The organism is Pseudomonas sp. HP_08, from assembly GCF_055284095.1.
This window is the reverse complement of sequence record NZ_JBTOQC010000001.1, coordinates 247,505-259,902: the sequence shown is the minus strand read 5'-3', so window position 1 is coordinate 259,902 and position 12,398 is coordinate 247,505. Positions and strand designations below refer to the sequence as shown.

11 protein-coding genes are annotated in these 12,398 nt (G+C 58.9%); 4 read left to right on the top strand and 7 right to left on the bottom strand.

Features of this window, described 5'->3' with window-relative positions; translation table 11 throughout:
- Positions 1–198: 198 nt before the first annotated feature.
- The 4 genes from ACYAS9_RS01235 to ACYAS9_RS01220 all read left to right on the top strand — a co-directional run bounded on the left by ACYAS9_RS01235 (position 199) and on the right by ACYAS9_RS01220 (position 2,751).
- Entirely contained in the window at positions 199–891 is a 693-nt protein-coding gene (locus tag ACYAS9_RS01235; protein WP_463566517.1) for a class I SAM-dependent methyltransferase, read from the top strand.
- A gap of 18 nt (positions 892–909) precedes the next feature.
- Positions 910–1,614 carry a lipopolysaccharide kinase InaA family protein gene (locus ACYAS9_RS01230; RefSeq protein WP_463566516.1) on the top strand — a complete coding sequence of 235 codons (705 nt, stop codon included), beginning with the start codon at positions 910–912 and terminating at the stop codon, positions 1,612–1,614.
- Positions 1,614–1,841 carry a hypothetical protein gene (locus ACYAS9_RS01225; RefSeq protein WP_463566515.1) on the top strand — a complete coding sequence of 76 codons (228 nt, stop codon included), beginning with the start codon at positions 1,614–1,616 and terminating at the stop codon, positions 1,839–1,841. The genes ACYAS9_RS01230 and ACYAS9_RS01225 overlap by 1 nt, the downstream gene beginning before the upstream one ends.
- A 232-nt stretch (positions 1,842–2,073) precedes the next feature.
- Complete coding sequence (locus ACYAS9_RS01220; protein ID WP_463566514.1) at positions 2,074–2,751, top strand: PspA/IM30 family protein; 678 nt, start codon at positions 2,074–2,076, stop codon at positions 2,749–2,751.
- Here ACYAS9_RS01220 and ACYAS9_RS01215 read toward each other — a convergent pair.
- From ACYAS9_RS01215 to ACYAS9_RS01185, 7 genes are all read right to left on the bottom strand, one after another.
- Positions 2,748–3,851, bottom strand: coding sequence for a DUF1513 domain-containing protein (locus ACYAS9_RS01215; protein ID WP_463566826.1), 1,104 nt, complete (start codon positions 3,849–3,851; stop codon positions 2,748–2,750). The two genes, ACYAS9_RS01220 and ACYAS9_RS01215, sit on opposite strands and share 4 nt — an antisense overlap.
- A gap of 17 nt (positions 3,852–3,868) precedes the next feature.
- Positions 3,869–4,933, bottom strand: coding sequence for an imelysin family protein (locus tag ACYAS9_RS01210; protein WP_463566513.1), 1,065 nt, complete (start codon positions 4,931–4,933; stop codon positions 3,869–3,871).
- Between the two features lie 28 nt (positions 4,934–4,961).
- Positions 4,962–6,389, bottom strand: coding sequence for a di-heme oxidoreductase family protein (locus tag ACYAS9_RS01205; RefSeq protein WP_463566512.1), 1,428 nt, complete (start codon positions 6,387–6,389; stop codon positions 4,962–4,964).
- 119 nt (positions 6,390–6,508) lie between these two features.
- On the bottom strand, positions 6,509–7,588 hold the full coding sequence (locus ACYAS9_RS01200) for a DUF6708 domain-containing protein (protein ID WP_463566511.1): 1,080 nt from the start codon (positions 7,586–7,588) through the stop codon (positions 6,509–6,511).
- A gap of 212 nt (positions 7,589–7,800) precedes the next feature.
- Positions 7,801–9,177, bottom strand: a complete 1,377-nt coding sequence (locus ACYAS9_RS01195; protein WP_463566510.1) for an imelysin family protein — start codon at positions 9,175–9,177, stop codon at positions 7,801–7,803.
- Between the two features lie 206 nt (positions 9,178–9,383).
- Positions 9,384–11,435: a putative bifunctional diguanylate cyclase/phosphodiesterase gene (locus tag ACYAS9_RS01190; RefSeq protein ID WP_463566509.1), complete on the bottom strand. Its 2,052-nt coding sequence runs from the start codon at positions 11,433–11,435 to the stop codon at positions 9,384–9,386.
- A 304-nt stretch (positions 11,436–11,739) separates the two neighbouring features.
- Complete coding sequence (locus ACYAS9_RS01185) at positions 11,740–12,321, bottom strand: superoxide dismutase (RefSeq protein WP_463566508.1); 582 nt, start codon at positions 12,319–12,321, stop codon at positions 11,740–11,742.
- Positions 12,322–12,398 lie beyond the last annotated feature (77 nt).

Genomic DNA, 12,398 nt, shown 5'->3' with positions numbered 1-12,398 from the left:
TAGACAGCTCACAGGCCTGAATGTATCGATGTCGAGAAAGTGTCGTACACACCTGTGACACCCTTGAAACACTCGTAAGTTCTTGTAATTTCTGGAAACATCCACGCTCGACGCAGTACGTTTTTTTCACAAACGCATGACCTGAAGATGACGCGAAGCTACTTATTGTGGCCGGCATCTGAATCGGGAAGTGCTGACATGAACGACCGCATTGAACTGGAATTTTCCAGCAAATACGACAATGACCACGCCCAACAATATCTGCGCAAACACCAGAACGGATTGTGGCGTCAGATGTCCCATCGTCGCGATGAGCAATTGGCCCGCAAGGCCTTGCGCCTGGCCGGCGACCCCGGGCTTGTGCTGGATCTTCCGTGCGGGGCCGGGCGTTTCTGGCCGCTGCTGGCGGAAAAACCCAACCGCTTGATTATCGGTGCCGACAATTCGGCCGATATGCTCAGGACCGCATGCAAGGCACAACCTGCTGAAATCGTGCAACGGGTACAACCTTTGCAGACATCTGCCTTTGCCATCGATCTGCCCGACAATGCCGTGGACAGCATCTTTTGCATGCGCTTGATGCACCATATTGGTCAAGCAGAGCATCGTATCGCTCTGTTACGGGAGTTTCAGCGGGTTACCCGTGATAGCGTCATTGTTTCGTTATGGGTAGATGGCAACTTCAAGGCCTGGAAACGCAAGCGCCTGGAACGCGATCGCAAGCGTTCCGGCGAACAGGCCGATGGGGAGGACAGTTACCAGAACCGCTTTGTGTTACCGGCCGCTACGGTGGAAGCCGAGTTTGAACAGGCCGGTTTTCGTATTCAGCAACGAATGGATTTCCTCCCGCTGTATGCAATGTGGCGAGTTTATTTGTTGCGCAAGAAGTAATCAGAACAGGTGTGCACGATGGGACAGGCAGTACTGACAGAGTCTGAAAGTGAGTTCGAGCACTTCTGGCGTATGCACGGTGAGTGGGTCGAGCCGCCCAATCTGCGGCGTGGTGGCGAAAGCGGCGTGCAGCGCGTGCAGAGTGACGATGGCAGGCTCTGGTACATAAAGCGCCAGACCGGGCATATCTACCGCAGTTGGCTGTATCCGTTCGGGCGCCCTACGGTGCTGCGTGAACGTGACGCCCTGAAAGGTTTGCACCGCCTGGGTGTAGCTGCGCCGACCACTGTGTTCTGCGGTGCCGAGCGCAATGAGCAGCAGCAATGGCGAGCCCTGCTGGTGACCGAGGCCCTGGAGGGTTACGAGCCCCTTGACGACTGGTACGCGGCGGGTGGTCGAGAGTGCTATGGCGAGGCGCTGCATGAGCAGATGCTAAAGACCCTGGCCGATAACCTGGCCCGCATGCACCGGGGTCGCTGGCAACACAGTTGCCTGTACATCAAGCACGTGTTTGTAAAAGTCAGCGGTGAGGGCGAACAGGCCCGTGCGCACGTCGCGTTGCTTGATCTGGAAAAAGCCCGCAAGCGCCTGACCGCACGACGTGCTGCGCTGCACGACATCAAGCAATTGCGACGCCATTCGTCATTCAACACCCCTGACTGGGAAAAGTTCATCTACTTTTATCAGACAGCGTTTGGCAGCGCTCTCAAGGGGTTGGAGTAATGAAGCTAGAAATGGCTCGAGGTTTATTCGTTGTAGCCGCCCTGGCGACTGCAACTGTGGCAACGGCTGCCTGGGAGCAGCCGGCCACTAAAATTCTGAGCGCCGTACACGGGGAGGGCCACTGTCCCTTGCCGCGTATCGCGAAGCCTCAACAGGTGATTCAGCCCGATCATGATCTGTTGCTGTTTCTGTACAGCATGGCTCAGGGGACCCGGCAAAGAGGCTGAATCCATGCGTGACCCGACAAGCCCCGAGCGTTTTCTGCCCGGGGCTTTTTTTCGTCCGGGCGTTACTGCCATGCACCCCTGCATGAGTAAAACTTCAAGCCGCGTGGAAGTTTCTTACTTTCCTGGTCGCGTGTTTCCGGCATCTCTGGAGCAATACATATGTCATCGTTTTCCCTGAACGGTTGGATCTCTCGTTTTCATTCATCTCGCGACTGCGCAGAAGGGAATTGCCATGGGCATGATCTGGACAAAAATATTGATCGCCCTGCGGGGTAGTACCCATGAAGCAGATGACGCCATCATGCCTCGGCAGGCCTTGCGCATACTCGACCAGGAGATTGGTGAGGCCGAAGAGCAGGTGAGTATCGGTCGTTCGAGCCTTGCCAATCTGATGGCCAAGAACATTCTTGCTGCCAGAGAGGTCGAGCAGACAGCCGGGCGGCTGGCGGAACTGACCGGCAACGCCGAGAAATCCCTGGCGCTGGGGCACAATGAACTGGCCCTTGAGATCGCCGCTCATATCGGCAGATGTGAACTGGTACTGGCCGAAGACGAGCGCGTCTCGCAGCAATACGCCAGAAGCGTAGAAACCCTGCGCACTTCGCTGGAGAGCGGCGAAGATACGCTGCGTTTACTCAAACGGCAGATTGACGTGTTTCGCAACCCCGGGATGGGGCGCAAGTTTTCAGCCACGCATTGCGAGGCGAGCGCCCGTCTTCAGGCGGCGGCAGACTCGCTCGATGCCATCCGCCAGCGCCAGCAGGAAGTGGCTGAACACCTTGAAGCGCAGAATGCACTGTGCACCCGTGACCAGCGCCTGGAAGAACGCCTGCGCGAGGCATTGGTCATTCCCGATGAATCCAGTGCCCATGCGGTACTGGCACGGATCAGAGCGACAACGAGCTGTTAAGCCACATGCAAATGCAGGTGGTTGTCCCAGAATGCACTCGGCAGATCCAGAGGCCGGGCTTGCAAATCCGCCTGACGACAATCGTAAAAACGGCAACGCCCCTGGCCGGAAGTGACCACAAAGCCATCGGTTACCGCACCCACGCCGGCACAATCGGGCATGGACGCATCAAGGCGCAGTGCGCCACTGTCCAGATCCCAGATGAACAAGCGGTTGGCCCGCGGTGCGGTGAGGGCCACCAGGCGCAGGTCGTCATGAATAGCGACACTGGCCGTGTAATGGTTCATGGCGCGCAGTTGCTCGACGGCCACCGGAAATGCCTGGAACGCCTGGCCGGGTCGCTTGATTGCCAGCAGTTCGGCAGTCTCGTGAGCATCGCCCATGAACTGTTGGCCGGCGACGATGGTGCCATCGCTGGCCACTGCCAGATGACGTACGCTGTTCATCTGCTGGGCCAGGGTTTCCTTGCTCAACAACGTACCGTCGCGCTGCATCAGCACCAGGCTGGGCTGCATCGCATCCAGGTTCATCTCGACCCGGCTCTCGGCCTCGGTGCGGATACCGCCATTGGCCACGATCAGCGTCTCGCCATCCGGCATCCACGACACCTGATGCGGGCCGATGCCGTGAGTCGGAATCTCGCTGTCGCGCACCAGCCGCTCATTCACGAAGCGATAGATACCCAGCACGCCACGACCAGGATCACGGGTATCGTTTTCAGTGGCGTACAGCCATTCACCACCTTGATGAATGACCGCATGACCATAAAAATGACGGCCCGGCGGTGAGACGATGGTTTGCAGCAAGAGACCATCGCGCAGGTCGATCAGGTAGCTTTCAGTCCCCGGACGCCGGGCAATGAATACCGCCAGCGGCAGATCGGGGTGGTTGATGATGTCGTGGCAACGCAGGCGCACTTCGGTGGCAAACACCTCCTTGCCGTCGAGCCGATAGCCCACGGCATAGTGCTTGCCGTCGCCATCGTCGCGGGCAGACAACAGCAACGGGCTGCTGCCCTTTTGCCGAAACAGGGTCCAGCCGCCAAGGGTGAAGGCGCTGAGCAACAGGCTGCCAAGGGCCAGGGCCTGACGTCGCAACATCATTTGTTTCCTCCTGGTCAGTCGCCGTCGTTAGCGTTGAATCCCAACTGAATGCCCAAGGCCTTGGCCAGCTCGCCTTCATGCAGACGATGAACCACATTGAGGCTGTCATAAAAGGCATTGAGCTGCTGGCGCCCGGCTTCACTGGCGAGCAAATCGGACAGCGGCGGGGTGAGTTGCGACAGCAACTGTTTGCTGTTCGCGTAAGCCGCATCGATCTTGTCGGCCAGCGCCTTCTGGTCGCTTTTCAGCAAGCCGCGCAAGCCCTTGTTATCCACGCCGGCCCAGACGGTTTCGGCACTGCTCAGGCTGGCTTGCAGGCTGCTCAGCGATGCCTGGCTGCGCCAGGAATCGGCCTGGAATGGTTGCGGCAGGCCTTTGGTTTGTCTGCCCAGCGGCGTACCGAGTTTTTTCTTCAATGTATCCAGTGCGGTGACCTGCACGCGCAGCAGTTCAGCGATGGCTTCATGCGAGTCGGCATAACGCTGGTTGGGGAACTTGCTCAGTTGCGCAAGCATGCCATCGTTGCTGTTCCAGCTATTGAGGATCTCCTCGGCAAGCACCTTCTGGCGCTCGCCGATGGCGGTCAGCAGCGGGCAGTAACGGGCTTTCTGCTCGGCATTGGCCATGTCGATATTGGCGTCGAACAGAATGTACTCGTACGCCGACAGGCCCTGAACCACAACGCTGGCCTTGGTCAGCTCTTCGACGCTGACCGATGGCTGGGCGTTGACCAGTTGCTCGACCTGACGGCCGACCAGGTTTTTCTTGTCGGGCCAGAACTGCACCTGCCAGGCACGATTGCCCTCGGCCAGCGGACCGATCAGCAGAGGTTGCAACTCGGCCCAGCTTTTTTGTGCCTTGAGAAAATCGGTGCGTGCGCTTTGCAGGTCGGTCTTGCCCTGGCAGAACGCCAGGGCACTGGCCGCCAACTGACGGTCGGCTTCGACCCAGCGGCTGTAAGTCGGCAGGATTACCTGCTTGGCAATGGCTGCCGAGGTGACCGCCTGTGGGTCGGCGGGCGTACAGGCGCCCAGGGCCAGGGCTGCAAGGCCGGTGAACAACAACTTGGGACGGAACATCTCTGGCTCCTTGGTTAAAGGGACGCAATCATAATGAATTAAGGAAGGCCAGCAAGGCTGCCCGTTGTTCTGCATCAAAGGCCAGCACCTGACGCTGCGCGGCCTGGGCTTCGCCGCCATGCCACAGAATCGCTTCAAGCACATTGCGGGCCCGGCCATCGTGTAACAGCTGAGTGTGTCCGCTGACCGTCTGTGTCAGCCCCAGGCCCCACAACGGCGGTGTACGCCACTCGCGGCCCGTGGCCTGAAATTCGCTGCGATTGTCGGCCAGACCTTCGCCCATGTCATGCAATAACAGGTCGGTATAGGGACGAATGATCTGATTGGCCAGCTCGGGTTCTGCGGCATCGGCACGTGTGGTGAACTGCGGCGTGTGGCACTGCTGGCAGCCGGCCTTGAAAAACAGGTTCTTGCCGGCCAGCACCTGAGGGTCGTCGACATCGCGGCGAGCCGGTACACCCAGGTTGCGAGTGTAAAACTCGACCAGGCGCAGAATATTGTCGCTGACCTCAGGTTCGCCCTGCGGCCCGTTGCCGTTCGGGGCTTGCAGGCAAGCGATCTGGGCCGGCGTACAGTCATCGGCGGGAAGCAGACGGGTGGTCAGGCCCAGATCTCCGGAAAACGCATGGGCATTCTGTTGGTTGAGATTGGGCTGCCCGGCCTTCCAGCCAAAACGCCCCAGTGCGACCTGCTGGCGAGCAGCATCCCAGACCCAGTTGGGTCGCCCGGAAATCGCGTCGTCATCTTTGTTGTCGGGATCGGCGTTGGCCAGAATCGCCGCCTCCGGTATGGCTTCAAGCAGGCCCAGGCCAATCATCGGCGGCGCGATGCGTACCGAAATGTGCGTGTCGGGGTGCAGCGGGCCATAACCCAGTTGGGTAATGCGCAACGTGGGCTGGCGCAGCTCCACTTCGGTGCCATCGCGAAAGCGCACCGTGAGCGGATCGTATTCGACCCGCACCTTGCCTTCCGGCGCGACACCAGGCACGGCCATGTCCTGCAACTGCGTGCCGTACACCGGCTCCGGCACCACACCGAGACGCTGCACGATATCGGCAGAACCCGCACGATCAGGGATCGACAGCCTGACCAGCATCGACACCGCATTACTGTCGCCCGCTTGTGGCGGATGACCGCGACCATCACGGATATGGCAGTTCTGGCAGCCATTGGTATTGAACAACGGCCCCAAGCCGTCGCGCGCAGTGGTGGTCGACGGAGCAATCACCCAAGGGCTACGGAAAAAGCTGTTACCAACGCTGAAATCCACCCGTTTGACCGGCGGCAGATTGGCCGAGGGCAGTGAAAAGGCATTCTTGTCGCTGCGCTGCACGGTCGTAGCGCCGCCCGACAATGCTTCACCCGGCTCGGCCTGGGTGAAACGCGGTGCGTCCTCACACCCACTCAGGGCCAGGGCTAACAGCAAAGCCTGGGATGAACGCAACGACACAGTCATACGCAATCTGCAAACAGCCAAAAATCAGGGCGAGCAAGCTTAACAGCCCTATAGGGTTTGAATAAGAGGGATTATCGTTTGCTGGCGCTGGTGCAATTTGTTGTTACGAATTGGTGTCTTTAGTCATCTTCTCCCGCTGCATCCAGAAGAAGCTCTCTTTCAACTTCGCGTTGGTAGTCCTCAAGAGTGCCTCCCGCCTCAAAATATTTATTCATTTTCCAGGTTTCGTAGCGACACCAAGGGTCCGGACGCTTCCATGATTTGAATGGAATCGGCTGTGACCATTCTTCCATTTCTGTTGAATGATCTGATCGGGGCAGTTTCTTTATCCATTTAGCGATATGAAAAGAGAGGGTCCATCCACTGAGGAGGTTGGGTAGAACAAAACCCAACAGATAGTGCAGGTAGCCATGGTCCTCCCGAAAAATTTGACGCTGCAGGCGAAAGAGCTCGAGCGCATCTTTGGGAATCTCACTGAGCACATCGGTATCCGGCAAGAATTTCGGGCCCTTCTCCATGAAGACGCGAATGCTCTCCCATTCCCCTATAGCCATCTCCAGGCTTGAGTGAAATGAAAGCAGCACGTTCACCTCTTCATCATCTTTCGCACACAGGCATATGTTCAAGGCGTAGTAATGGAATGGGCCTGAGTGTGTATCTATTTCCGTTGTTCTGACAAATGCCAGGACTTCCTCCCAGCGAATGAAGTAAGGAGGTTGATCAGCGTCGTTAATGTAGGCCATCTCACGCCGCTGGCGGTTGAAACGCACAGGGTAGGGACGCGTCGATGTCCAGATGCTCCAGGCGATCGAGGCGGCCAATGCACATGCCATCAAGGTGGCACCGCTCAGAATGATCGTGCCGTCTGCTAGCAGCATGCGCAAGATTCCAAAGGCCGGGCGGTCCTCTGTGAGAGTGGCGCTGATATCCATGAACATGATTGGTGATAGAAATAGCACGGTCATTATGAGTACGACGTTCATGCAGCTGCGAATCACCTTTTCAGGTGCGCGCACCTTAGAAATGAAATCCAGATAAACATCATTGCCTTTTTGTAGGGCCAGTCGTGGTGATCGGTAGGCAGGGAAGCCAGTGGGACGCGGTCTAGGTGATAACCAGACGACATTTCTGTCTTCATCGTCTTGCGCTTGAAGAACAGATGCGTCTTGAGGGGTAGGGCCGGATTCAAAATCAGACATGCAGGTGCGCCTTGAACAGGATCAAGGCGCGATAGTCGACAGGAGTAGTAAGACAAACAATACGCTGAACAGCGTTTCGGAATAGCCCTACAGCATTTGCAGACGGATCACGGTGCGAGGCGGCTCTTTACCAACGCTTTTTACGAAAAGAAGCCATAAAAAATGCCGGTCAGCGAACTGACCGGCATTCTGTTTGACGCCTTACAACATGATCAGAATTCGTGATCGGCGTTGTCCGGGTTCAGGTCGGTGATGCCCAGTTTGCCGGCGGCCTGTTCGATGGCGCCGGTCTGCTTGACCAGGGCGGCGATGGCGTCGCGTACCACTTGATTGCCTTCGGTGTTGCCGGCAGCAATCAACTGGTCGAAATGCTCACCCTTGTTGGCACGGTCGACCAGTACCTGAAGCTTGGCCTGGGTGTTGTCCAGGTCGGCGCGCAGGGTGGTGTCGGTGGCGGCGTCAGCCTTGGCGACCAGCGAGGACAGGCTCGGGCCGCTGACTTTGCTGCCGTCGGTGCGGGTGTACTCGCCCAGGTAGACATTGCGGATGCCCAGGCCGTTGTAGAAGTGCGAGTTGTGGGTGTTGTCGCTGAAGCAGTCGTGCTCGTCTTCGCTGGAGTTGGCTTCCAGTGCAACTTTCATGCGCTCGCCGGCCAGTTCGCCCAGCGACAGGCTGCCCATACCGAACAGGATCTTGCGCAGGCCGTTCTCGCCCGACTCGCCTTCCAGCGTGGCGCGGTAGTTGTCGGCCACACCCGGTTTCCAGTTGTTGACCATTTCTTCGAGGTCGGCCACCAGCAGTTCGGTCACCGCCTTCAGGTACGCGCGGCGGCGCTCGTTGTGGCCACCGGTGGCGCCAGCACCTTCCAGGTAGTCACTGGCCGGGCGCTCGCCGGCGCCCGGGCCGTTGCCGTGCAGGTCCTGGCCCCAGAGCAGGAACTCGACAGCGTGGTAGCCGGTGGCGACGTTGGCTTCGGAACCGCCCAGCTCATTGAGGCTGGCCAGTTTCTCGGCGGTGATTTCCTTGACGTCGACCTTGTCTTCGCCGACCTGAATCTCGGTGTTGGCGATGATATTGGCGCTGGCGCCCGGGTTGCCCAGCGCGTGTTGGTAGTCCTTGGCGACGTAGTCGATCAGGCCTTCGTCCAGTGGCCAGGCGTTAACCTGACCTTCCCAGTCGTCGATGATGGTGTTGCCGAAGCGAAACACTTCGGTCTGCATGTACGGCACGCGTGCGGCAACCCAGGCATCACGGGCGGCCTTGAGGGTGGTGTCGTTCGGCGTGGCGAGGAATTCGTCGATGGCGACCTGCAGCTTTTTGGCGCCCGCTTCGGCATCGCTGAACACCGCATGCACGATGTTGGCGTAGTTGGCGACCACGGCCTTGGCGGCTGCATCGTTGGTCTGTGCCGCGGCGGGTGCTGCTGGTGTTGCAGGTGCTGCGGCAGCCGGTGCGGGCGCTGGTGCAGCGGCCGGAGCAGGGGCTGCGGCAGGTGCCGGGGCGGCTGCCTTGTCCTTGCCTTCGCCGCAACCGGCGAGAGAGATAGCGATGGCCAGCAGACTGGCGCTAGCCAGGGGCATACGAATCATGACGAAATCCTGCGTCTAGGAGAGGAAGTGGCGAGGGCGCCCGAAAAAGCTGCGACATAATGCGAAACATTCACATTCGGTGTAAAGGCATAACGCCCGTAAACCGGGGGGCATCGCCCCTGCGGATGTAACTAAAGTTTTCGGGGTATGAATCGGCGTGACCGGCAAGCCGGTCATCCAGGCGCCATGACGCCTGAACGACCGCTCTATAACGTTGCGGCGCTGCTGCGCCTGGCCTGTTTGAGGTAGGTGAGCAATTCGCGCGCCGCCAACGGCTTGCTGTACAGGTAGCCTTGGCCCTCGTGGCAACCTTCGGAAATGATATAGGCCTCTTGCTCGACGGTTTCCACGCCTTCGGCGATGACCTGCATGCCCAGGCTTTTACCCAGTTGGATAATGGCGCGCACGATGGTGGCATCGTCATCGTCGTCGATCAGGTCCTGTACGAAGCTCTTGTCGATCTTGATCTTGTCCAGCGGCAGGCTCTTGAGGTAACTCAGCGACGAGTAGCCGGTGCCGAAGTCGTCGATGGCAATCAGCGCGCCGGAGCGGCGCAGGCTCAGCAGGTGCTGGGCGGCGGTGCTGATGTCTTCCATCAGGCCGGTTTCTGTGACTTCCAGCTCCAGGCTGCGCGGCGGCAGGCGATAGATCTGCAGCAGGTTGTTGACCACCCGTGGCAACTCGGCGTGGTGCAACTGCACGGTGGACAGGTTCACCGCCATGCGCAGCTCGACGAAGCCCTGATCGTGCCATTCGCGCAGTTGGCGGCAGGCCTGGTCGAGTACCCATTCGCCGATGGCAATGATGGTGCCGTTTTGCTCGGCCAATGGAATAAACACGTCTGGCGGGACCAGGCCATGTTCCGGATGTTGCCAGCGGATCAAGGCTTCAACGCCCATTACCGCATGGTCGCGATAACTGACTTGCGGCTGGTAAACCAGAAACAACTGATTGCGTGGCAGGGCTTCGCGCAGGTCTTTTTCCAGTTCGCGGCGCCTTCTTATTTCGCTGTCGACGCTGGCGATATAGAACTGATAGCGATTGCGCGAGCGGGTCTTGGCCAGGGTCATGGTCTGCTCGGCTTTTTGCAGCAGCTTTTCAGTGCTGTCGCCATCCTCCGGGAACAGGGTGATGCCGATGGTGGCGCGCAGGCGGATTTCCTGCTGCTCCAGCGCAAACGGTGCTTCCAGGCCGTCGAGAATGTTTTGCGCCAGTTCTGCGGCTTCGTAAGGCTGTTCGATATCGGCCTGGACCAGCGCGAACTGGTCGCCACCCAAGCGGGCCAATGCGCCCAGCCGGCCACTGTGGGCGCGCAGGCGATCGGCCAGGGCCAGCAGCAACTGGTCGCCGGCCTGATAGCTGAATTGCTCGTTGATGCCCTTGAAGTCGTCCAGGCCCACGCACAGAACGGCCACCCGGCGCTGTTCGCGCCCGGCGGCGTCGAGGATCTGGTCCAGTTGCAACTGCAGTTGCAGGCGGTTGGGCAGGCCGGTCAGGAAGTCGTACTGGGCCATGCGTTGCAGGCTGTTTTCGGCTTCGTGACGTAAGTGGGTATTGCGCTCGATAGAGGCCAGCAACTGGTTGGCGGTATTGATCCACACACCCAGCTCGTTCTTTTCATGGCCCTTGAGCAAGGGCAACTGATGCTCGCTGGGCCGGTCTGGATTGATGTCGGTCAGGTGTTCGATGATTCTGGACAGCGGTTTGGTCAGCATCCAGTGGTAGATCAGGTACAGCACCAGACCCAGTGCCAGCGCGCGCAAGGTTCCTGACACGAAGATGATCAGCGCACTGATCAGAAAGCTTTCGCCGTAGTTGGCGGTGTCCAGGGTGATGCGCAGGTCGCCGTAGTATTCGCTGTAGGGGCTGCGGCCCATCAATTGTGTGGTGAAACTGCGCTCCTGGCCGAGGATCAGGTCGGTCAGCCAGCGGCTCGAAGATTCCTTGAGCGGGCGTTCCTTTTCCGCCAGCAGGGTTTCGTTGGGATGGCCGATGGATGCCTGGCGCACCGAGCCGTCCTGGAACAGACCCTCGATGACCTGCATGCCCATTTCGCGGTCAAGGCTGTACACCGCCTGAGTCGACGGGTCGCGAAACATATCGAGAATGCGTTCGGCGTCATACGCCAGGGTCTGGCGAGTCTTGTAGGCATCGAAGACGATCTGCGCACAACTCAGTACAACGCCTACGATCAGCGCGGCCAGCAGCACGACACGCAGTAGCTTCACCGACAGGCTGTGTTTGAATTCCAGCTTCAAATGCTCATTCCTTTAATCGGTTCCGGGAGCTTGCTGATCAACACACCTTGAACAACCCGCGACGCCGGCAAACCAACAACTGGCCGGGTTACGCTGCCATTGCCTCCTTGCGCAGGGAAGGGCGTCTCATAATGTCGGACGCATACGCCAAGAACTTGAGCGAGAAATAGCACGATACAAAAAGTGATATTGCTCCGCTATCGCTTTCTGACGTTCTACAAAGCAGTAGGGCATTTTTTGCGCTGTATTTTGTGCAGGCAACAAAAAACCCGGACTGGCCGGGTTTTTTGTGTGCAACGGGGGATCAGGCGGCGTATTGCTTGGCCACGAAGTCCCAGTTCACCAGGTTCCAGAACGCTTCTACGTACTTCGGACGCTGGTTGCGGTAGTCGATGTAGTAGGCGTGTTCCCAGACGTCGCAGGTCAGCAGCGGGGTGTCGCCGCTGGTCAGCGGGCTGCCGGCGCCGATGGTGCTGGCCAGGGCCAGGGAACCGTCAGCCTTTTTCACCAGCCAGCCCCAGCCAGCGCCGAAAGTGGCGATGGTGACTTTGCTGAATTCTTCCTTGAATTTCTCGAAAGAACCGAAGGAAGCGGTGATGGCGTCAGCCAGTGCACCGGTAGGCTCGCCGCCGCCGTTTGGCGACAGGCATTCCCAGTAGAAGGTGTGGTTCCAGACCTGGGCCGCGTTGTTGAAGATACCGCCCGAAGAGGACTTGATGATCTCTTCCAGGGTCTTGCCTTCGAACTCGGTACCAGGGACCAGGTTGTTCAGGTTCACGACGTAGGTGTTGTGGTGCTTGTCGTGGTGATATTCCAGAGTTTCCGGGGAAATGTGCGGCAACAGTGCGTCTTTTGCGTAAGGCAGCGGCGGCAATTCAAAAGCCATGGTTTATCTCCTTTCAGGTCGAGTGCGAATATCGCGAGGCCACTCACGGTGCGGCCGTCTACAACAACATGCGCCGG